This is a genomic window from Kribbella sp. NPDC049227 (assembly GCF_043197265.1).
Classification (GTDB): domain Bacteria; phylum Actinomycetota; class Actinomycetes; order Propionibacteriales; family Kribbellaceae; genus Kribbella.
Genome location: NZ_JBICST010000003.1, coordinates 565,888 through 588,323 on the forward strand (window position 1 = coordinate 565,888; position 22,436 = coordinate 588,323).

The 22,436-nt window shown below is 68.4% G+C and carries 17 protein-coding genes; 13 read left to right on the forward strand and 4 right to left on the reverse strand.

The genetic code is table 11. The annotated features are described in order from the left end of the window. Positions 1-25: 25 nt before the first annotated feature. From ACGFH6_RS14960 to ACGFH6_RS14985, 6 genes are read left to right on the forward strand one after another with little or no spacing between them, the layout of a single operon-like run. Entirely contained in the window at positions 26-1,423 is a 1,398-nt protein-coding gene (locus ACGFH6_RS14960; RefSeq protein WP_393383917.1) for a cytochrome ubiquinol oxidase subunit I, read from the forward strand. Between the two features lie 20 nt (positions 1,424-1,443). Then, the gene (gene cydB, locus ACGFH6_RS14965) at positions 1,444-2,427 is read left to right on the forward strand and encodes a cytochrome d ubiquinol oxidase subunit II (protein ID WP_393383919.1); all 984 of its coding nucleotides are present in this window, start codon (positions 1,444-1,446) and stop codon (positions 2,425-2,427) included. A gap of 58 nt (positions 2,428-2,485) precedes the next feature. Beyond that, a complete protein-coding gene (locus ACGFH6_RS14970) occupies positions 2,486-4,063 on the forward strand; it encodes a GMC oxidoreductase (protein ID WP_393383921.1) in 1,578 nt (525 codons plus the stop codon). 29 nt (positions 4,064-4,092) lie between these two features. Then, positions 4,093-5,469: a glucose-6-phosphate dehydrogenase (NADP(+)) gene (locus ACGFH6_RS14975; RefSeq protein ID WP_393383923.1), complete on the forward strand. Its 1,377-nt coding sequence runs from the start codon at positions 4,093-4,095 to the stop codon at positions 5,467-5,469. A 16-nt stretch (positions 5,470-5,485) separates the two neighbouring features. Further along, complete coding sequence (locus tag ACGFH6_RS14980) at positions 5,486-6,841, forward strand: NAD(P)/FAD-dependent oxidoreductase (RefSeq protein ID WP_393383925.1); 1,356 nt, start codon at positions 5,486-5,488, stop codon at positions 6,839-6,841. Further along, positions 6,841-8,736: a glycoside hydrolase family 15 protein gene (locus ACGFH6_RS14985; protein ID WP_393383927.1), complete on the forward strand. Its 1,896-nt coding sequence runs from the start codon at positions 6,841-6,843 to the stop codon at positions 8,734-8,736. Before ACGFH6_RS14980 ends, ACGFH6_RS14985 begins: the two co-directional genes overlap by 1 nt. Before the next feature lie 42 nt (positions 8,737-8,778). Here the strand turns inward: ACGFH6_RS14985 and ACGFH6_RS14990 are convergent, their stop codons facing one another. Beyond that, positions 8,779-9,972, reverse strand: a complete 1,194-nt coding sequence (locus tag ACGFH6_RS14990) for a cation:proton antiporter (protein WP_393383929.1) — start codon at positions 9,970-9,972, stop codon at positions 8,779-8,781. 254 nt (positions 9,973-10,226) lie between these two features. Here ACGFH6_RS14990 and ACGFH6_RS14995 point away from each other — a divergent pair, with 254 nt between their 5' ends. The 7 genes from ACGFH6_RS14995 (at position 10,227) to ACGFH6_RS15025 (ending at position 18,570) form a co-directional block, all read left to right on the forward strand. After that, entirely contained in the window at positions 10,227-11,012 is a 786-nt protein-coding gene (locus ACGFH6_RS14995) for an ABC transporter ATP-binding protein (RefSeq protein ID WP_393384825.1), read from the forward strand. Beyond that, positions 11,009-11,836 carry an ABC transporter ATP-binding protein gene (locus tag ACGFH6_RS15000; protein WP_393383931.1) on the forward strand — a complete coding sequence of 276 codons (828 nt, stop codon included), beginning with the start codon at positions 11,009-11,011 and terminating at the stop codon, positions 11,834-11,836. The genes ACGFH6_RS14995 and ACGFH6_RS15000 overlap by 4 nt, the downstream gene beginning before the upstream one ends. Beyond that, complete coding sequence (locus tag ACGFH6_RS15005) at positions 11,833-13,689, forward strand: AMP-dependent synthetase/ligase (protein ID WP_393383933.1); 1,857 nt, start codon at positions 11,833-11,835, stop codon at positions 13,687-13,689. Before ACGFH6_RS15000 ends, ACGFH6_RS15005 begins: the two co-directional genes overlap by 4 nt. After that, positions 13,686-14,573 (forward strand): branched-chain amino acid ABC transporter permease, encoded by an 888-nt coding sequence (locus ACGFH6_RS15010; protein WP_393383935.1) that lies wholly within the window; start codon positions 13,686-13,688, stop codon positions 14,571-14,573. The genes ACGFH6_RS15005 and ACGFH6_RS15010 overlap by 4 nt, the downstream gene beginning before the upstream one ends. Beyond that, positions 14,570-15,685 (forward strand): branched-chain amino acid ABC transporter permease, encoded by a 1,116-nt coding sequence (locus ACGFH6_RS15015; RefSeq protein WP_393383937.1) that lies wholly within the window; start codon positions 14,570-14,572, stop codon positions 15,683-15,685. Before ACGFH6_RS15010 ends, ACGFH6_RS15015 begins: the two co-directional genes overlap by 4 nt. Positions 15,686-15,730: 45 nt before the next feature. Further along, positions 15,731-17,032 (forward strand): ABC transporter substrate-binding protein, encoded by a 1,302-nt coding sequence (locus ACGFH6_RS15020; protein ID WP_393383939.1) that lies wholly within the window; start codon positions 15,731-15,733, stop codon positions 17,030-17,032. Between the two features lie 137 nt (positions 17,033-17,169). Next, positions 17,170-18,570 (forward strand): alkaline phosphatase PhoX, encoded by a 1,401-nt coding sequence (locus tag ACGFH6_RS15025; RefSeq protein ID WP_393383941.1) that lies wholly within the window; start codon positions 17,170-17,172, stop codon positions 18,568-18,570. Between the two features lie 102 nt (positions 18,571-18,672). Here ACGFH6_RS15025 and ACGFH6_RS15030 read toward each other — a convergent pair whose 3' ends face one another. From ACGFH6_RS15030 to ACGFH6_RS15040, 3 genes are read right to left on the reverse strand one after another with little or no spacing between them, the layout of a single operon-like run. After that, complete coding sequence (locus ACGFH6_RS15030; RefSeq protein WP_393383943.1) at positions 18,673-19,923, reverse strand: ATP-grasp domain-containing protein; 1,251 nt, start codon at positions 19,921-19,923, stop codon at positions 18,673-18,675. Positions 19,924-19,932: 9 nt separating this feature from the next. Next, positions 19,933-21,192: an MFS transporter gene (locus ACGFH6_RS15035; RefSeq protein ID WP_393383945.1), complete on the reverse strand. Its 1,260-nt coding sequence runs from the start codon at positions 21,190-21,192 to the stop codon at positions 19,933-19,935. Continuing rightward, complete coding sequence (locus tag ACGFH6_RS15040) at positions 21,189-22,436, reverse strand: acetyl-CoA carboxylase biotin carboxylase subunit family protein (RefSeq protein ID WP_393383947.1); 1,248 nt, start codon at positions 22,434-22,436, stop codon at positions 21,189-21,191. The genes ACGFH6_RS15035 and ACGFH6_RS15040 overlap by 4 nt, the downstream gene beginning before the upstream one ends.

Here is a 22,436-nt window from a genome sequence, read left to right on the forward strand (position 1 = left end):
TGATCAGCCCGAGGAAAGGTCTGCGATGGACCCGACCGACCTGGCGCGTATCCAGTTCGCCACCACCAGCATCTACCACTTCGTCTTCGTCCCGATCACGATCGGACTGGCCTTCCTGGTGGCCGTCCTGCACACCAAGTGGTACCGATCGGGCAAGGAGGACCACAAGCGGCTGACCCGGTTCTTCGGCCACCTGCTGCTGATCAACATCGCCGTCGGGGTGGTCACCGGGCTGGTGCAGGAGTTCCAGTTCGGCACGAACTGGTCGGCGTACTCGCGGTTCGTCGGCGACGTGTTCGGTGCACCGCTGGCGATGGAGGGACTGGCGGCGTTCTTCCTGGAGTCGACGTTCCTGGGGTTGTGGGTCTTCGGCTGGAACGTGCTGCCCCGGCGGGTCCACCTCGCGACGATCTGGCTGGTCGCCGTCGGGGCCTCGCTCTCGGCCGCGTTCATCATGGCCGCGAACTCGTGGATGCAGCACCCGGTGGGTTACACCACCGATGCTCAGACCGGGCGGCCGCAGCTCAGCTCGATCGGGGACCTGTTCACGAACCCCGTGTACATCTGGGGCTACATCCACGTGATCCTGGCGTCGCTGCTGACCGGAGCCGTGCTGATGCTGGCAGTGTCCGCGTGGCAACTGCGCCGCCGCGAGAACAGCGGGCTCTTCCGCGGTTCGGCCAAGCTCGCGATCATCGTGCTGCTCCCTGTCTCGGTCGTGGCGCTGGGGGTGGGCAGTCACCTCGGTGTGGTGGAGGCGGAGTACCAGCCGATGAAGATCTCGGCGGCCGAGGCACAGTGGGAGACCTGTCAGCCCTGCTCGTTCTCGCTGTTCCAGGTCGGCGGTGGCAGGAACGACGAGACCCCGACGCAACTGCTCGAAGTACCCCATCTGCTGTCGGTACTCGCCACCGGCACGTGGAACGGCCAGGTGGAGGGCCTCAACGAGCTGCAGGCGGCCGACGTCCAGCAGTACGGTCCAGGTAACTACGTACCGAACGTCTTCGTGCAGTACTGGTCGATGCGGGTGATGGCCTACCTCGGCAGCCTGCTGGTGCTGGTCGGCCTGTGGGGGGCCTGGCTGCTGCACCGCCGAAAGCTCACGCAGTCGCGAGTGTTCCTCGCGGTGGCGACCTGGGCGGTGCTGGCACCGGTCCTGATGAACACGGCCGGGTGGATGCTGACGGAGAACGGACGCCAGCCGTGGCTCGTCCAGGGACTGATGAAGACCGCGGACGGCGTGTCCACCTCGGTCAGTACCACCGAGCTGGCGATCAGTCTGGCGGCGTTGGTCGTCGTCTACCTGCTGCTCGGGATCGTCTACGTGTTCCTGATGCTGCGCTACGCGCGGCGCGGCCTCGAGCTCGAGCACGCCGAGGAAGAGCCCGGCCGCGATCCCCGTACGCCGGCGATCACCTACTAGCGAACGTCCGGGAGGCGGCTGTGGGACTACCCGAGCTGTGGTTCGTGATCATCGCGGTCCTGTGGACCGGCTTCTTCGTGCTGGAGGGCTTCGACTTCGGCGTCGGAATCCTGCACCGGGTCCTCGGGCGGACCGGCCGGGAGCGCCGGGTGGTGATCAACACGATCGGCCCGTTCTGGGACGGCAACGAGGTGTGGCTGGTCGTCGGCGGTGCGGGAATCTTCGCCGCCTTCCCCGACTGGTACGCCAGTTGGTTCTCGGCGAGCTACCTCGCAGTTCTGCTGCTGCTGGTGGCGCTGATCATGCGCGGCGTGTCCTTCGAGTTCCGTGGCAAGGTCGACACGCACGGTTGGCGCCGGTTGTGGAGCGGCACGCTGACGACCGGCAGCCTGCTCGCGCCGCTCGTCCTCGGGATCGCGCTCGGTGACCTGATCGCGGGCCTCCCGATCAACGCCGACGGCGAGTTCACCGGCTCGTTCTGGGATCTCTTCACGCCGTTCGGCCTGTGGACCGGCCTGACGCTGGTGACGTTGTGCCTGGTGAACGGGGCGACGTTCGTCGGCATCAGGACCACCGGTGAGCTGCGCCTGCGAGCGCACCGCACCGCCGGCCGCGTCGGCTGGGCGGGCTTCGTGGTGGTCACGGTCTTCGCGGTCTGGACCCTCGTGGTCGCCGAGCACGGCTGGGGGCCGATCATTCCCCTGGCCGTCGCCCCGGCAGCGCTGGTCGGCTCCGTCTGGGCGGTGCACAGCGAACGTGACGGCACCGCCTTCATGTTGTCTGCGACGGCGATGGCCCTTGCTGTGGCGGGGCTGTTCGCCGCCCTGTACCCGCAGGTCCTGGTGTCGAGCACAGACCCCGCGTACAGCCTCACCGTCGACAACTCCGCGTCGGCCCACTACGCGCTCACGGTGATGACCGTGATCGCGCTGGTGTTCCTGCCTTTGGTGCTGCTCTACCAGGCCTGGTCGTATTTCGTGTTCCGTCACCGGCTGAGTGCATAGACAGCTCACCCCGCGAGGGTGAGGTATCTCGTCCGCATCCGACGTTGGATCAAGAAGTATGGCAGGCGATCAGCACTACGACGTGATCATTATCGGCACCGGCGCGGGAGGCGGCACGCTGGCCCATCGGCTGGCCCCGTCGGGTCGGCGGGTCCTCCTGCTCGAGCGGGGGGACTACCTGCCGCGAGAACGGGAGAACTGGGACTCCTCGGCGGTGTTCGTGCAGGGCCGGTACCGCGCACCGGAGTCCTGGTACGACCAGCACGGCCACGAGTTCCCGCCGGAGACCAACTACTACGTGGGTGGGAACACCAAGTTCTACGGCGCCGCACTGTTCCGGCTGCGGCCGCAGGACTTCGGCGAACTGCGGCACCACGGCGGCATCTCGCCCGCCTGGCCGCTGACGTACGACGATTTCGAGCCGTACTACACCGAGGCCGAGCACCTGTACCGGGTCCACGGCCGCCACGGCGAGGATCCCGGCGAGGGAACGGCCAGCGCGGAGTACCGCTTCGCGCCGGTCGAGCACGAGCCCCGGATCCAGCAGCTGAACGACGACCTGGAGAAGCAGGGACTGCATCCGTTCCACCTGCCGATCGGCGTCGACCTGATCCAGGACGAACACGGCCGGGCGACAAGGGACAGCGTGTGCATCCGGTGCGACCGGGTGGACGGCTTTCCCTGCCTGGCCCAGGCGAAGTCGGACGCGCAGGTGATCTGCGTCGACCCGGCGTTGCAGCACGAGAACGTGTCGATGCTGACCAACGCCAAGGTGGTGCGCCTCGAGACCGACCCGGCCGGACGAACGGTCTCGCAGGTCGTGACGGAGATCGACGGGTCGACCGAACGGTTCAGTGCCGATGTCGTGGTCGTCGCCTGCGGCGCGGTCAATTCCGCCGTACTGCTGCTGAACTCGGCCAACGACCGTCATCCGAACGGTCTCGCGAACAGCTCGGACGTCGTCGGCCGCCACTACCTACGGCACAACAACCTCGCGCTGATGGCGGTGTCGAAGGAGCCGAACCCGACCCGGTTCCAGAAGACCCTGGCGATGAACGACTGGTATCTGGGTGCCGACGACTGGGACTACCCGCTCGGCGGGATGCAGATGCTGGGCAAGTCCGACACCGAGCAGGTCCGCAGCGGCGCGCCGCGCTGGGCCGGCAAGGTCTCGCCGGGCATGCCGTTCGAGGTGATCGCCCACCACGCGGTCGACTTCTGGCTGTGCGGTGAGGACCTTCCGCTGCCGGACAACCGGGTCACCGTGCGCAAGGACGGGTCGATCCAGCTCGCCCTGGACGAGAAGAACAACGTCGAGGGCGTCAACCGGCTGAGGCACAAGCTGCAGGGCATGCTCGGCGACCTGGGGATGCACGAGCACCGGCTGCTCGACCACAGCATCTACCTGCACAAGGGGATGCCGATCGGCGCCACCGCACACCAGGCCGGCACCGTGCGGTTCGGCGACGACCCGGCGAGCTCGGCGCTCGACGTGAACTGCAAGACCCATGACCTCGACAACCTGTACGTCGTCGACACCAGCTTCTTCCCGAGCATCGGTGCCGTGAACCCCTCGCTGACGGCGATCGCGAACGCGCTGCGAGTCGGCGACCACATTCTCGACCGGCTGCGCTGAGCCCGCGGTCCGGACTGATTGGAGCACGTATGCCTACCGCCGACATGGACGCACTGGTCATCTTCGGTGCGACCGGTGATCTTGCCAAGCTGGAGACCTTCCCTGCCCTGGTCGGGCTGGTCGACCGGGGGGTGCTCGACGTCCCGATCGTCGGGGTGGCCAAGAGCGGCTGGGGACTCGACCAGTTCCGTGAGTACGCCGCCGCGTCGTTGAAAGCCAACGGGATCGACCCGGCCAGTCCCGCGGCGGCCGGCATGCTCGGGCTGCTGCGCTACGTCGACGGCGACCTCGACGACGACGCGACGTACACGGCGATGGCCGACGAGATCGGCGCCGGCGGTCACGCGCTGTTCTACCTCGAGGTACCGCCGCCGCTGTTCGGCCGGATCGCCCAGGGCATCGCGAAGGCGGGCAAGGCCGACGGGGCCCGGGTGATGGTCGAGAAGCCCTTCGGCACCGACCTGAAGAGCGCGCAGCAGCTCAACGCGACGATGAGCGAGGTCTTCCCCCAGAGCGCCATCTACCGGGTGGACCACTGGCTCGGCCTGGACCCGCTGGAGAACGTGCTGTTCGCCCGCTTCGCGAACTCGGTGATCGAACCGCTGCTCAACCGCGACCATGTGGACAGCATCCAGATCACGATGGCGGAGAGCTTCGACGTCTCCGACCGCGGCAGCTTCTACGACCGCACCGGCGCGATCCGCGATGTTCTGCAGAACCACATGCTGCAGGTGCTCGCGAGCGTGCTGGCCGAGCCACCGGGCCGTGTCGGCCACGACATGTGGCGGGCCCAGAAGTCCGGGATCATCGATTCACTGCGTCCACTCACGCCCGAAGACACGGTGCTCGGGCAGTACGACGGCTACCTCGACGTCGCCGGCGTCGCTCCCAAGTCGCGGACCGAGAGCTACGTCGCGGTCCGGCTCGGCCTCGACACCTGGCGCTGGGCCGGTGTGCCGATCGCGATCCGCGCCGGGAAGTGTATGCCGGTGACCGCGACCGAGGTGGCGATCCGGTTCCGCCGGCCACCGCACGACATCTTCGACCTCGGGCCGTCCGCGGGGGCGAACCAGTTGCGGTTCCGGATCTGGCCGGAGAGTCAGGTCGGGTTCACGCTGACCGGGAAGAAGCCCGGCGCCGGCTGGACCCCGCAGGTCGAGGACCTCGCCTTCGCCGAGGCACCGGGATCCGACCAGCGACCGTACGACCGGCTGATCGGGGCGGCACTGTCGGGCCGGCAGGAGCTGTTCGCCGCGCAGGACACGGTCGAGGCGGCCTGGCGGGTGGTTGAGCCCGTGATCGGCGGCGACCTGCCCGTCGCCTCGTACGCCAAGGGCAGTTGGGGGCCGAAGGAGGCCGACGCCCTGCTGCCGCACGGCGTGATCTGGCACGACCCGGCGGGATGATCGAGGGGGCCGGTCGATGACACAGCCAACCAGCAGCGGCGCGGACGGATCGCAGCGCCGAGTGGTGATCGTGGGCGGGGGCTTCGCCGGTCTGTTCGCGGCGCGCGCGTTCCGGCGCCGGCCGGTGCAGGTCACCCTCGTGGACCGCGCCGCCCACCACCTGTTCCAGCCCCTGCTGTACCAGTGCGCCACCGGGATGCTGTCCGAGGGCCAGGTCGCGATGCCGCTGCGGGCAATCCTGCGCAAGCACCGCAACGTCGACTGTGTGCTCGCCGAGGTGACCGGCTTCGACGTCGACCGCCGTGTCGTGCACGCGATCCGGCCGACCGGAGGCGACATCGAGTTCCCGTACGACGACCTGATCCTGGCCGCCGGCGTACGGCAGTCGTACTTCGGGCACGACGAGTTCGCCGAGTTCGCACCGGGGATGAAAACGCTGTCCGACGCGCTGAAGATCCGGCGCCGGGTCTTCGGTGCCTTCGAGATGGCCCAGTCGGCCACGGACCCGGAGGAGCGCCGCCGCTGGCTCTCGTTCGCGCTCGTCGGCGCCGGCCCGACGGGGGTCGAGCTGGCCGGGCAGATCCGTGAGCTGGCCACGTCGACGCTGAGCAAGCAGTTCCACAAGATCGACCCGACCGAGGCCACGGTGCTGCTCTTCGACGGCGGCGACGCGCCGCTCGCGCCGTTCGGCCCGAAGCTGTCCGGCAAGGCCGCGGCCGCGCTGACCCGCCTCGGTGTCGAGCTCCACCTGGGATCGATCGTCACCGACGTGAACCGGAACGGGCTGGTGGTCCGCGGACCCGACGGCACGAGTACGTCGTACCAGGTCGGGACCGTGCTGTGGGCCGCCGGGGTGGCGGCGCCGCCGGTCGCCGACCTGCTGGCGAAGGCGGCCGGCGGGGAGCAGGACCGGGCCGGACGGATCAAGGTGCAGCCGGACCTGACCCTGCCGGGCCATCCGGAGATCTCGGTGGTCGGCGACGTGATGAGCCTTGACGACCTGCCCGGCGTCGGCGAGGTGGCGATGCAGACCGGGTACTACGCGGCGAAGCGGATCCGGAACGAGGTGGACGGGCACACCGGTCCGCAGAAGCCGTTCAAGTACCGCGACCTGGGCTCCGCGGCCTACATCGCGCGAGGTCAGGCGGTCGTCGAGGTCGGCAAGGTGCGCCTCAGCGGCTGGATCGGCTGGTTGTCCTGGCTCGGCATCCACATCGCCTTCCTGACCGGCTTCCGCAACCGTTTCGGCGCAGTGCTCAGCTGGGCGATCGCCTTCAGCCGGGAGACCCGGCGCGAACGAGCTTTCACCATGCAGCAGGTCGCGCCCGGCGGGGCCGATCTCTATCGCAACCGAACAGGAGACGACACCTGATGGCCGACTACCCACCCATCGCCGAGCACGGACTGATCGGCGACCTGCAGACCGCCGCGCTGGTCACCACCGACGGTTGCATCGACTGGTTCTGCTGCCCACGGTTCGACTCGCCGAGTGTCTTCGCCGCTCTGCTCGACCACGAACGCGGCGGCTACTTCCGCGCGCGGGCGACCGGTACCGGCGTCACCAGCCGGCAACTGTACTTCCCCGACACCGCCATCCTGATCACCCGGTTCATGACCGAGGACGGGGTCGGCGAGGTGGTCGACTTCATGCCGCCGGCCGGCAAGCAGCCCACCGCGAACCACCGGATCCTGCGGATGATGCGGTGCGTACGGGGCCGGATCGACTTCGAGGTCGACATCGTGCCCCGGTTCGACTACGGCCGCACGGAGCACGAGACGCGCCTGCTCGAAAAAGGGGCCGTCTTCGTGACCGACGACCTGACCCTGACGCTGAGCGCGGTCCGTGACCCGGACGACGAGCGGCTGGCGCAGATCCGCGTGGACGGCTCCGACCTCCACATCGACTACACCATGACAGCCGGCCAGGTCCGCGGGCTGGTGCTGGAGTCGGCGGCCGAAGGGCCACCGCGAGAGATCGAGGTCGCGGAGTTCACCGCGATGTTCGACCACGCCACGACCTTCTGGCGCAACTGGCTGTCCAAGTCGACGTACACCGGCCGGTGGCGGGAGATGCTGCAGCGCTCCGCGATCACCCTCAAACTCATGACCTACGCGCCCACCGGCGCGGTGGTGGCCGCACCCACTGCCGGTCTGCCCGAGCAGGTCGGCGGTGAGCGCAACTGGGACTACCGCTACACCTGGGTCCGGGACGCGTCGTTCTCCGTGTACGCACTGCTCGGCATGGGCTTCACCGAGGAGGCAGCCGAGTTCTGCGCCTGGTTGCGCGACCGCGTGCGGGAGAAGACCACGGGTGAAGGCGGCCCGCTCAACATCATGTACCGCGTGGACGGTTCGTCCGACCTGGTCGAGGAATCCCTCGAGCATCTCGAGGGCTACCGAGGATCCCGGCCGGTACGGATCGGCAACGGCGCCTCGGACCAGCGGCAGATGGACATCTTCGGCGAGGCACTGGACAGCATCTACTTCGCCGACCAGCACGGTATCGGGCTCGACCACAAGGGCTGGATCGCGGTGCGGGGCATCGTCGACTGGCTGACCGAACACTGGGACCTGCCGGGTGAGGGGATCTGGGAGACGCGCGGCGGGCAGAAGGACTTCACCTACGGCCGGGTGATGAGCTGGGTCGCCTTCGACCGGGCGATCCGGATGGCCGCGGAGCACGGCCGGCCGGCGGCGGTGGACCGCTGGATCGAGAGCCGGGACCAGATCTACAACCAGGTGATGGCCCGGGGCTGGAACGAGAAGGTCGGCGCCTTCGTGCAGCACTACGACGACACCGTCCTCGACTCGTCGATGTTGCGGATGGCAACGGTCGGCATGATCGAACCCGACGATCCGATGTGGCTGTCCACACTGGACGCGATGGACGCCGAACTCGTGGTCGACAGCCTGGTCTACCGCTACGACCCGTCCGCCTCGCCGGACGGGCTGGCCGGCGACGAGGGCACGTTCTCGCTCTGTACCTTCAACTACGTCGATGCGCTGGCCCGGGCCGGCCGGCTCGAGGAAGCCCGGCTCATCTTCGAGAAGATGCTCACCTACGCCAACCACGTCGGCCTGTACTCCGAAGAGATCGGTTCGACCGGCGAACAGCTCGGCAACTTCCCGCAGGCGTTCACGCACCTCGCGCTGATCGACGCGGCCATCACCCTCAACGCGGCGCTGGATGAGGCGAGGGCGGATGGGCGGACCACCGTGACAGACGTCCCGGCCGCGCGCCGCAAGGCGGACTCGGCGGTGACCTGACCGGTCACGGACCCCCGGCGATCCTGACCCTGGCGTTCCCGGCTAGGGCCGGGTCTCGTCGAGTACGTCGGGGGTGCGGGTCAGCCGGTGATCGATGGCGACCGCGATCGCGGGGTACACCAGCACGGACAGGACGCCGGCGCCCACCAGGGCGGCGGCGTTCTCCGGGAGCATGTGGCCGGTCTCGAGTCCGATCTCGCTGAGGGCGACGAGCAGCGGCAGGGCCGTCGACACGACGAAGACGAGTTCGAACCGCCGCGCGCGCGGGAGTTCGGAGCGGTAGATCAGCAGCGTCGGGAGGCCGCGGACGATCAGGAGCAGCAGGAAGAACCCGAACAGCCGCGCGGGAGCGTCGACGATGGACCGCACATCGAGGCCCATCCCCGACGAGACGAAGAAGATGGGAATGAAGAAGCCGTAGCCGACGGCATCGAGCTTGTGGTCGAGTGCCTCGCCGTTCCCGGGCGCCCACCGGCGCAGTACGACGCCCGCCACGAAGGCTCCGAGGACGACGTCGAGCCCGAAGTCGTTGGCGGCGACGAGGAGGAGGAGCAACAACGCCACGGTCCACCGCAGGGTGGTCTGCGAGGTGGCGTTCTCTCCCTCGGACAGGATCCGGGAGATCCGGCCGCCGCGCCCCAGCTTGGGGATCTGGCTCAGCAGCAGCGCGAGGACTCCCATCGCGACGAGGGAGATGAGCCCGATGAACCGGCCGTTCGACCCGAGGAAGATCGCGATCGCGACCACGGGCAGGAACTCTCCGACCGCCCCCGCGGCCAGGACGAACGGGCCGAACGACCCGCGCAGCATGTTGTTGTCCCGAAGGATCGGCAACAGCGTCCCCAGCGCCGTCGTGGTCAGACCGAGTGCGACCGGCACGAAAGCCTTCACGAGGCCTGCCGCCGCGAGTCCTCCGACGACCGCACCGGCCAGCGCGACCGAGACGAACCACCCGACGATGGCGAGCTTGCCGGCCCGCTGCCTGAAGACCGCCAGCTCCAGCTCGTAGCCGGCCAGCAGGAACAGGAATCCCAGTCCGACGTTCGCGAGCAGTTCGATACTGTCCGGTTCGGCCAGGTCGAGCACCTGCGGCCCGACCACGATTCCACCGAGAATGAGCACCACGACCTGCGGGATCCGCGCCTTGCTCCACAACCCCACGATCACCGGCGTCACGGCTGCCACCAGCACGACGACGAAAAGACTGGTCAGTCCCTGACCGAGATCACTGCCCATCCGTTCAGCGTGGCTGCTCGTGCGCCCGAGGTCCTCCCCTGCCCCGGACGATCCGGGCCGGCAGTGGTCCGGGCCGCGGTGATCCGGGTTCTCACGCTGTAATACCAGTGGCGTAACTGGTTATGCCCCTGTCCAGGGGTCACGGTTTGGGTGAAGTGTCCGATTTCCGGGCTGTCAGGCCTTCACGGATGACAGCGGTGATGTCACACTCACTCGCCAGAGCGGTGGCAACCATCGGGGATCCGGGAGGCCGGGTGCTGGCGGCGAAGAACCTCGAGGTCGTCTACGACGACGTGATGCTGGTGCTGCGGGGCGTCGGCCTCGAGGTCCCGCAGGGACGGATCGTCGCCCTGCTGGGGGCCAACGGCGCCGGCAAGTCCACCCTGCTGCGCGCGCTGTCCGGCCTGCTCGACGTCCACGACGGCGAGGTACGGCGCGGGTCGATCACCCTCGACGGTGAGCCGATCCACTCCTACGGCGCCAGCCGGATCGCTGCCCTGGGCATCAAACAGGTGATGGAGGGACGGCGGATCCTCGGCGACCTGACCGTCGAGGACAACCTGCGGATCGGCGGACACGTCAGCCCGCGCTCGATCCGGAGCAACCTGGACCGCACCTACCAGATGTTCCCGGTGCTCGCCGATCGGCGGCGTTCGCTGGCCGGCTACCTGTCCGGTGGCGAGCAGCAGATGCTGGCGATCGGGCGGGCGCTGATGTCTGATCCGAAGTACCTGCTGCTGGACGAGCCGAGCCTCGGCCTGGCGCCGATGATCGTGCACCAGATCCGGGACGTGATCGTGCAGATCAACCAGGAGGGCACCACCGTGCTCCTGGTCGAGCAGAACGCCGCAATGGCGCTGTCGATCGCCGAGCACGGCTATGTGCTGGAGAACGGCGCGATGGTGATGGACAAGCCCGCGGCCGACCTGCTCGCCGACGGCGACGTCCGGGAGTTCTACCTGGGCCTCGGGGCCGAAGGCGCGACGAAGTCCTTCCGCGACGTCAAGCACTACCGCCGCCGGAAGCGGTGGCTCTCATGACCGCGACGGAGGCTCGTCGGAGCGAGAGCACGCCGGGATCGACTTCGGTGCTGACGTTCGAGGACGTCGTGCTCGGGTTCGACGGCGTGACCGCTCTCAACGGTGTGACCTTCCAGGTGGATCCGGGCGAACTGTTCGCCGTCATCGGACCCAACGGCGCGGGCAAGACCTCGATCTTCAACGTGCTGTCCGGCGTCTACCGGCCGCAGCGTGGCACGGTCCGGTTCGGTGACGACGACCTGATCGGGCGGCGGCCGCACGCGATCGCGCGGCTCGGCATCGCCCGGACCTTCCAGAACATCGAACTGTTCTCGAACCTGACCGTGCTGGACAACCTGATGCTCGGCCGGCACCTCCATCACCCGTACGGCGTCCTCGCCGCGCTGGGCTGGATCGGCAAAGCCCGCCGCAACGAACTGGCCAACCGCCAGGCGGTCGAGGAGATCGTCGACTTCCTCGAGCTGGCGCAGTGGCGGCGACTCCCGGTCGGCCTGCTGCCGTACGGCGTACAGAAGCGGGTCGAGCTCGGCCGGGCCCTGGCCTCGGAACCGAAGCTGTTGCTGCTGGACGAGCCGGTCGCCGGGATGAACCTCGAGGAGACCGAGGACATGGCCCGGTTCATCCTCGACATCCGGGACGAACTCGGGCTGCCGATGGTGATGGTCGAACACGACATGGGCCTGGTGATGGATCTGGCCGACCGGATCATGGTGATCGACTTCGGCCGGCCGATCCGCACCGGTACGCCGAAAGAGGTGGCCACCGACCCCGACGTGGTCCGTGCCTACCTGGGCGAGGAACACCGAGTGGTGGAGCGGTCATGACGACGGTCGCGGCTCCGGTGACGACGGCGACGATCGCCAGTCGGGTGCGGGATCGCGCGGCGGCGTCGCCGGAGCTGATCGCCTTGCGGGAGAAGGACCTGGGGATCTGGCAGCAGGTCAGCTGGCGCGGGTACTGGGACACCGCGGAGCTGGTCGCACACGCCTTGCTTGCCCTCGGCATCGAACCGGGCGACCGGGTCGCGATCCACTCGGAGAACCGGCGCGAATGGCTCTACACCGACGTCGGCACGGTCGCCGTCCGCGCCGCCACGGTCGGCCTGTACCCGACCAATCCGGTCGCCGAGGTCGGCTACCTGCTCCGCCACTCCGGCGCGAGGGTGCTGATCGCCGAGGACCAGGAGCAGGTCGACAAAGCCCTGGCCATCGACGACCTGCCCGACCTGACACACGTCGTGTACGTCGAGCCCCGCGGCATCCGGAACCGGTACGACGACTCGCGCCTGCTCGCCTGGCCCGATTTCCTCGCGCTCGGCGAGGAGCATCGACAGGCACATCCGCAGGCCGTGACCCAGCGGATGGACGAGTCGCGACCGGACGACGTGGTCACGCTGATCTACACCTCCGGCACCACCGGCCCGCCGAAGGGCGTGATGCTCACGGCGGCGAACGTCGACTTCGCCATCCAGGAACTGATCGAGCGCGGCGGTTTCACCGCGCCACCACCGTCGCCCCGCGACAGCGTGCTGTCCTACCTGCCGTTGTGCCACGTCGCCGAGCGGATCTTCAGCGGCTGGTTCGGTGCCGGCGCCGGAGTCTGCGTGCACTTCGCCGAATCGATCGAGACCGTCGCCACCAACCTGCACGAGGTCCAGCCGACCGTCCTGTTCGGCGTACCCCGGATCTGGGAGAAGATCGCGGCCGGGGTGCAGATCCGGGTCGAGTCCGCCGACCCGGTGAAACGCGCGATCGGTGGCTTCTGGTTACGCCGGGCCGACTGGATCGGCGACACACTGGCGGCCAACGAAGGTCGTCATACTGTGGCGTCCAGAGCGGTCTACGCCGTCGGATGGCTGTTCTGCTACCGGGCGCTGAAGGACCGGCTAGGCCTGCGCAAGGTCCGGTACGCCGCCTCCGGTGCCGCGCCGATCGCACCCGAGGTACTGCGGTTCTTCATGGGCCTCGGCCTGCCGATGCACGAGGTGTACGGCATGACCGAGAACACGGCGGTGGCGACCGCGAACCGCCCGGGACGGGTCAAGGTCGGCACGGTCGGCGAGCCGCACGCCGGCGTCGAGGTACGGATCGACGAGAGCACCGGCGAGATCCTGACCCGGCACCCGGGCACGTTCGCCGGCTACTGGCACGACCCGGACGCGACCGCGGCGGTGATCGAGCCGGACGGCTGGCTGCACACCGGCGACGTGGGGGAGTGGGTCGACGGCACGCATTTGCGCATCACCGACCGGATGAAGGACATCATCATCACCGCGGGCGGCAAGAACGTCGCGCCTTCGGAGATCGAGAACGCGCTCAAGGCGTCGCCGTACATCAAGGAGGCGCTCGTGGTCGGCGACCGCCGCAAGTTCCTCGCGGCCCTGATCGGCATCGAACCGGACACGGTCGGCCATTGGGCCCAGATGCACCGGCTGCCCTACTCGACGTACGGCGATCTGTCCGCGAAGCCCGAGGTGATCGCGTTGGTGCAGACCGTCGTGGACGAGGTGAACGTCCGGTTCGCCACCGTCGAGCAGGTCCGGTCGTTCCGGCTGCTGCCGAAGTTGCTGGATCACGAGGACGGCGAGCTGACCGCGACCCAGAAGCTCAAGCGCAGCGCCGTGACGAACTCGTTCGCCGAACTGGTCGAGTCCATGTACGCGGAGGGTGCCCGGTGAACGAGTTCATCGCCACGGTGGTCCGCGGGCTCGGCAACGGGTCGATCTACGCCTTGCTGGCGCTGGGATTCGTGATCGTCTACAAGTCGATGCGGGTGATCAGCTTCGCCCAGCCGGCCTTCATGATGGCCGGCGCCCTGCTGGTCAGCTACTTCGTGCTGTCGATGAACTTCTTCCTGGCCGTCGTGGTCGCGCTGGTGCTGACCGCGCTGCTCGGGGCCGGCGTGGAGCGGCTGGCGCTGCGGCCGATGATCGGCAAGCCGGTGTTCGTGATCGCGATCATCACCCTCGGCGTCGACATCGTGATCCGCACGGTGGTGAACGCGTTCATCGGCCTGGACATCCGTCAGATGGGCGATCCGTGGGGTCTGCGGCAGGTCGACGTACTGGGGGTGAAGGTCGATCAGCGGCACCTGGCCACGCTGGTCACGACGCTGATCGTGGTCGCGGCGCTGTTCGCCTTCTACCGTTGGTCGCGGACCGGCCTGGCGATGCGCGCGGCGTCGTCGGACCAGGAGGTCGCGCTCGCGCAGGGCGTCTCGGTCGGCCGGGTGTTCTCGCTGTCATGGGCACTCGCGGCGGCCCTGGCCGGACTGGCCGGTGTGTTTCTGTCGACCGGCATCGGACTCGAGCAGAATCTCTGGCTGACCGCGCTCAAGGCTCTGCCGGTGATCATCCTCGGCGGCCTCGACTCGCTCGGGGGAGCGGTGGTCGCCGGACTCTCGATCGGCGTGGTCGAGGCGCTGGTCGGCAGCTACGGCGGCGACCTGCACCCGATCTTCGGCGGGGACTTCTTCCTGGTCGTGCCGTACCTGCTGATGCTGCTCGTCCTCCTGATCAGACCGTACGGCCTCTTCGGCACCAGGGAGGTCGAGCGGATATGAACACCCGCCTCGGACGGCCGATGCTGTACCTGACCTACGGGCAGGACATGGCGTTGCTCAACACCCCGGCGAAGCGCGGCTGGACCTTGGTGCTGGCGATGGGTGCGGTGGCGCTGCCCTTCCTGCTCACCGACGACCTGCTCCTCGTACTGGCCACCGCTTGTGTCGCGTCGATCGGCGCGATCGGCCTGAACATCGTCACCGGGTACGGCGGACAGGTGTCGCTCGGGCACGCGTTCTTCCTGGGGATCGGGGCGTACACCGCGGCGGCGATCTCGGGTGATCCGGACAGCACCCGACTGATCGGCTTCGGGATCACCTCGGTGCCGATCTGGTTGCTCGGAGCGGGTCTGGTCGCCGGACTGGCCGGGCTGATCATCTCGCCGTTGGCGGCCCGGTTGCGCGGGTTGTACCTGGCCGTGGTGACGCTCGGACTGGTGTTCATCGGGGAGCACATCTTCAAGCACTGGAAGCACCTCACCGGGGGAGTCGGGGTCGGTCGGCCGGCCGCCGTACCGGAGTTGTTCGGGATCCAGTTCGCGGTCGACGGGGAGGTGTTCACGAAGGCACAGAAGCTCTATCTGCTGATGCTGGTGCTGCTGGTGATCTTCGGCGTACTGGCTCGCAATCTCGTCCGGTCCAGGGTCGGCCGGGCGCTGGCCGCCGTCCGGGACCGGGATCTGGCCGCCGAGGTGATCGGGGTCGACGTGACCCGGTACAAGATGATCGCGTTCGCGGTGTCGTCGTTCTACGCCGGCGTCGCAGGCGCGCTGCTGTACGTGATGATCGGGTTCGTCGAGCCCGGGTCGTTCAACCTCGCGCTGTCGGTGCAGTACATCGCGATGATCCTGATCGGCGGCGTCGCCACCATCTCCGGATCGGTCCTCGGCGCCCTGTTCATCACGCTGCTACCGCGGGTCACCCGCGAGCTTCCGGCGGTGCTGCCGTTCATCAGCGGCAGTTCCGGCTCCGGGGGCATCACGGTCTTCCAGGTCGAGACGATTCTCTACGGCCTGTTGATCATCGGCTTCCTGATCTTCGAACCGCGTGGGCTGTTCGGGATCTGGATCCGGCTCCGCACCTACTGGAAGTCATGGCCGTTCTCGCACTGACCCCGCACGTCCGGGGGCCACCGACCGGCCGGAGAAGGAGTATCGATGAGCGTTCGCAGGGGTATCGCCATCGCGCTGGTAACGGCGATGGCTGTGCTGGTGGGGTGCCGGAACGACGCCCCGGAGACGCAGGAGGCTGGTTCGGGCGTCAAGTTCGACGTCGGGGTCACCAGCGAGCCGTGCCCGGGCGCGGTCGACGCGGCCAAGGGCTGCATCTACCTCGGGTCGATCTCGGACCTGACCGAGGGCCCGTTCAAGGCACTCGGCGTACCGATCACCGAGGCCCAGAAGGCGTTCTGGAAGCGGGTCAACACGGCCGGCGGGATCGGCGACTTCGAGGTCGACGTGACCAAGTTCGTCAAGGACAACAAGTACAACCCGCAGACCCACAACGAGGTGTACGCCGAGATCAAGCCCGACGTACTGGGACTGGCCCAGACGCTCGGCTCGCCGACCACGGCCGCCATCCTCGGCGACCTGAAGTCCAGCAACGTGATCGGCGTACCGGCGTCGTGGACCTCGGCCTGGGCGTTCGAGGACGTCATCCTCGAGTCGGGCACGAACTACTGCTTCGAGTCGATGAACTCGGTCGACTTCGGGGCGGAGACGCTGAAGGCCAAGAGCGTCGCCGCGGTGCACTTCCCGGGTGACTACGGTGACGACGCCGCGGCCGGGACCAAGCTCGCGGCCGAGGCGAACGGGATGACGTTCACCGACATCCCGACCGCGCCGGGGCAGGAGAACCAGGGGGCGGCGGTCCAGAAGCTGCTCGCGGCCAAGCCCGACCTGGTCATCGTGTCCACCGGTCCGACCGAGGCGGCGACGATCGTCGGCGGCGCGGCCCAGAACGGGTTCAAGGGCCAGTTCATCGGCACCAGCCCGACCTGGAACGCGGCGCTGCTGAAGAGCCCGGCCGCTCCCGCGCTGACCGCGCTCTACCGGCAGTCCGGACCATGGGCGCCGTACGGCACCGACACCCCGGGGCACAAGGCGCTGGCCGGGGCGCTGGACCCGACGATGTTCAAGGCCGCGCCGAACGACGGGTACACGGCCGGCTGGGTCTGGTCGTACCCGATGAAGGCGGCCCTGCAGAAGGCCGTCGACTCCAAGGACCTCACCCGCGCCGGGTTGCTGGCCGCGGTGAAGTCGCTGGAGACGGTGGACTACGAGGGGATGCTGCCCGCGGAGGCCGGCAAGTTCGGCGGTACGCCGGACGAGCGGGTGTTCCGGAGCAGCATCATCTCCAAGGTGGACCCGACGGCGCCGACCGGTGTGAAGGTGGAGAAGGACTTCTTCACCGGCAAGACGGCCGAGAAGTACCAGTTCACCAAGCCCTGCTACCAGTAGGTCGTTGAATGTCGTCGTACCCGCGGGTCTGAAGCCCGCGGGTACGACGGCGCGCGGTTCGCCTTGTCGTTGACTGTCGTTCACCATACGTTCATCGATGACCGGCAGATCTTTTCCGCCCACGAGGAGGCCGTACCGTGTCCGTTGATCCCCATCCCCTGTCCCGACGCCAGTTCGTCAGCCGTGCCGCGGCGGCGGGCGTGGCGGTCAGCCTGGCCGGCTCGGTCGAGGCGCTGTACACCGCGCAACCCGCGCTCGGCACCTCCGGCCCGAAGATCGGCTACGGCCCGCTGATCGAGGACCCGGACGGCATGCTCGACCTGCCACGCGGGTTCGGCTACAAGATCCTGTCCCGCGAAGGCACGGTCCGGCCGGACGGGCTGAAGATCCCCAGCCGCTTCGACGGCATGGGCGTGTTCCCGGACCGTGATGGCGGGAACCGGCTGGTCCGCAACCACGAGTGCAGCCCCACGTCCGTGATCAAGGTGGTCGCCCCGGCCGAGCGGACCTACGACCCGGCCGGCGCCGGGGGCACCAGCACGCTGGTGGTGGACCGCCACAACGGCGCCACCAAGGAGTTCGTCAGCCTCGGCGGTACGGCGATCAACTGCTCCGGCGGCCCCACGCCGTGGCGCACCTGGCTGACCTGCGAGGAGACCGAACTCAAGGCCGGCGAGAGCGGTTACACCAAGGACCACGGCTTCATCTTCGAGGTCGACCCGTACGACGACCGCCGCAACGTCAACCCGGCCCCGTTGAAGGAGATGGGCCGGTTCCAGCACGAGGCGGTGGCCATCGATCCGTCCACCGGGATCGTGTACGAGACCGAGGACGCGTTCGTCGCGCCGCTCGGCGGCTTCTACCGGTTCCTGCCGAACCGTCCGCGCGGCGGCTGGGGAACGCTGCGGGCCGGCGGGGAACTGCAGGCCATGCACATCCCGGATCTGCCCGACCTGTCCGTCGTCCAGGAGGCCGGCGCGCTGTTCCACGGCGTGGAGTGGGTGAAGGTGCCGGATCCGCTGGCGACGACCGAGTCGGTCCGGGCGCAGGACTACGCGAAGCCGATCACGGGCGGCTACAAGCTCGAGGGCTGCTGGTGGGGCGACCGGGACCGCTGCGTGTACTTCGTCTCGTCGTTCGCGCGGACCGAGCTGGGTCCGAAGGTGGACCACGACGGCCAGGTGTGGCGGTACGACCCGCGGAAGAAGACGCTGCGCCTCGAGGTGATCTTCACCCGGCCGAAGCCCGGCTCGGACAACCCGGAGTTCGATGCCCCCGACAACATCACGATGTCGCCGTACGGCGGTCTGATGATGTGTGAGGACGGGCTCGGTGAGCAACACATCCTCGGTACCACCGAGGACGGCCAGGTGTTCAAGTTCGCCCGCAACCGGGTGAACCTCGGCACGCCGGAGGACCCGGAGTACGGCGAACTGTCCGGCGTCGGCTTCTCCGCCGACGGCCGGACGATGTTCTTCAACGTCTACAACCCCGGCATCACCTACGCCATCACCGGCCCCTGGCGCCGCCGCCGCTGAGCCGCTGACGGAGCACACGAGGGGATATCCCCGGACGGTGTGGGTTCTCCCTTGGTATACGAGCAGAGAACCCACAACGGCGAGGGATATCCCCTCGTGTTGTCAGGGGGCGGTGGGGGTGGGGGTGATGTGGATGGCGGCTTCCATGTCCAGGACCCGGTGGTAGTCGGCGTCGAGGGTGGCCGGATCGCTGTGGATCAGGATGACCCAGGCCAGGCAGGTGAACAGATCCACGGTCTCGGGTACGACGGCGTCCTCGTCGTACAGGATCTTCATCCAGTGGAACGACTTCAGCGACTCGATGTCGTCGAAGACCTCGCGGTTGCGGAAGTACCCCTCGCGCGGCGCGATGACGAAGATGCCGCGCAGGTGCTGGACCAGGTCGAACCCGTCCCGCACCTCGCCGCGCACCCGGTGCGCCACCGTCCGCTTGATGTGGTTGTCGCCGGTGGCCAGGTCGCTGACCATCTGGTGACCGCCGCCGGCCGGCCGGGCCGCGACCTCGATCAGCCGCGGTCCGTCCGGCGTCATCATCACCTCGACATGACCGCAGCCGACCCGGATGCCGACCGCGTCGAGCACGTCACGGGTGTACGGCCACAGCGCCTGCACCTCCGCGTCGTCCTCGGCCAGGAAGTCGATCCGCCGGTAGATGCCGATCTTGTCGCCCCGGCCGACCTTCGTGTAGCGGCAGACGTCGACCAGCGCGTGCTTGCCGTCCACGCTGTAGGTGTCGACCAGGTACTCCGTTCCTTCGGCGTACTCCTGGATCAGGACGGCGTCGTTCGTCAGCCCCATCTTGTTGGTCCGGCCAAGGACCCGGTCGAACCGCTCCCGCCAGTCGCCGTCCTCGAAGACGACGTACACCTCGTCGCCGGCGGCGCTCTTCGGCGGCTTGATCACCAGCCGCTTGCCGAGCAGGTCGTTCTCCTTCAGCCACCGCTCCGCCTCGACCGGATCCGCGGTCAGGAACTGGCGCAACCGCGGCACACCCGCGGCCTTGAGCGCCTGTGCCATCTCCCATTTGTCCCGTCGCGCCGGCGCCAGCTCCGGGACGTTGCCGGTGCCGGGCGCGAGAAGCCCGGTCAGCCGGTCGCACAACTCGACCCCGCTCTCTGCACCAGGCACCAGGTACTCGGGCTCGTACTGCCTCAGCTCCTCGGCCAGCGCCTGGACGTCGCCGGTGAAGTAGTGCACGTGCTCGAAGTCCTCCGGATGCCAGCTCGTCGTGTACGCCGGTGGTGGCTCGGAACCACTGAGTACGGCGACCGGCAGCCGGCCCGCCTCGCGGAACGCGGCCGGATATTCCTGTCCCGTGGACAACGGGTCCACGATGATCGTGTAGTTGCTCATCCTGTCCTCCTACGAGCTCTCGCTCGGCAACGGCTCCGCGGCCGGGGTGATGTCGGTGGTGGTCTCGTCGGCGGTCGTGGGCGCCATGCCGAAGTACGCGAGGACGACGCCGATCGCGCCGGCCAGCCCGCACCAGACCCAGACCCGGGTGCCGGACGTGTTCCACACCCACACCCCGAGGAACGGGCCGAGCGCTGATCCGAGGCCGAACATCGCGTGCGCCGATCCGACGTACCGGCCGAGCAGCGGCTTCGGTGCGGCCATGCCCGGGTACGCGAACATGGTCGGGCCGCCGATGATCTCGGCCAGCGTCCACAGCAGGGTGCCGATCACGAAGATCGCCAGCCCGCCGGGCAGTGCGTAGAACGCGAGCCCGCCGCCCAGCAGTACGAACCCGGTCATCGCGACCACCCGGGCCGGACGGTTCTGCACCACCTTCGTCACCAGCAACTCGCAGGTGATCACGACGAAGCCGTTCAGCGCGACGATCGCGCTGTACCACCAGGTCGACAGTCCGTCCGCCTTCATGTGCAGCGGCAGCACGGCCAGGTACTGCATGTAGATCGCCGCGTTGATGAACATGCACAGGAGGAACAGCACGTACTTGTAGTCCCGCAGTACGGCGACGTACCCGCCGGCCGACGGTTGGTCCTCCGGGGTTTGCTCGACGGCGGCCGCGGATCGCTTCGGCAGCGCGACGATCGCCACGGCGGCGTATGCCAGCGCGGCGACCGCCTCGCCGATGAAGAGCAGGTTCCAGGACACCGCGACGAGGGCGGCGCCGATCAGCGGCGCTGCCGTCGTACCGAGGTTCATCGCCAGCCGGTAGACCGCGAAGATCATCACCTGGCGGTTCTTCGGCGTCAGTTCGGTCAGCAGGGCAGCGGACGCCGGGCGGTAGAACTGACCGACCGCGCCGGCCAGCGCCACCACGACCACCACGGCCGTGTAGCTCGGCACGTAGGCGATCGCGAGGACGAACCCCGCCATCCCGAACATGCTGATCATCACCGCGGCCCGCGGCCCGACCCGGTCCGACAGCGATCCGCCGATGATCAGGCCGATCACCGAGCCACCGCCGTACACGCCGAGCGCGGTGCCGGCCTGGACCGGCGTGAAACCCTTCGAGGTGGTCAGGAACAGCACCAGGAAGACCTGCAGGAACCAGCCGAGCTTGTTCACGAAGACGCCGACCAGCAGCGCCTTCACCGGCACCGGAGCCTCCCGGATGGTCTCCCAGATGCCGGTGCTCTCGTCGGTCGCCGTCATGGTGTCGGCTCCTTCGGATGACCTGACCAGCGCAGCGCCTTCTCCGCCGCGTCGAGTCCGGCGCGGCAGTCGTCGACGGTCGTGGCGACGGTCGTCGCATAAGCGATCCGGCCCCACAGCGTGCCCGCCGGCGGGGGACTGGTCGTGGCTCCGGCCTCCATCAGCGGCACCAGTTGGTCGATCGTGGCGGGAAGTCCGTCGGCGTCGAAGCCGACCGAGTCCAGCACCGTGTCGTCCTCGTCCACGTAGAAGAAGCGGACGCCGCCGACCATCGTGCGGTCCGGCAGCAGTGCGGGCTGACGTCCGCACGCGACCGCGGCCGCGGCCAGCCCCGGATCCACACCGGTCGCCTGCAGACCGAGGTACGGGATCAGGTCGCCGCCGATCCGCGCGTTGATCTCGATCAGCTTCGGTCCGTCGGCGGTGATCATGAGCTCGGTGTGCGTCACGCCGTCGGTGAAGGCGACCGCCTTGTGCGCGTCGACGAGTACCTGCAGCAACTGGTCGTCGGCGAGCAACGGATCCGCGGCGTCCACGAAGTGCCCGATCTCCTCGGCGTACGGCGGGTAGCCGATCTCCTTACGGGCCAGGCAGAACGGCGTCACCTGACCCTGGTACACCGCGGCGTCGATGCTGATCTCGTAGCCGTCGGCGAACTCCTCGACCAGGACCTTGACGTCGTAGTGCGGCGCCTCCGGCACGGTCGTGTCGTGGGCGAAGTCCCAGTTCGCCGTGAGCTCCTCGGGCGAGTCGACCTTGACCACACCGAGGCTGGCGGCCAGCGCACGGGGCTTGAGGATCACCGGATAACCGAGGTCGCCGGCGACGGCGAGTGCCTCGTCGACGGTGTCCACCAGGATCGACTTCGGCTGCGGGACCCCGTGCTCGGCGAGCGCCGTACGCGTCAGATGTTTGTCGCGGCAGCGGTTGATCATCGCGACGTCACCGCCGGGCAGTCCGAGCGCTTCGGCGATGTGCGCGGTCTGCAGGATCCGTGCCTCGTCCCAGCACAGCACGCCGTCGATCGCTTCCTTGTCGTTGAGTTCGTTCGCCGCGGCGACGAGGGCGTCGGCGTCGAGCGTGCTCTCCAGCACGGTCCAGTTCTCGATGTACTCCGTCTCCCAGGTGGGCTCGGCGTGCAGGAACATGTGGATCCGGTACTGCGGTGCGATCGACCGCAGGATGTACTCGCGGAACAGCCGCATGCCGGTGGCCACCACCAGCAGATGAGGTCGGTCGTTCAT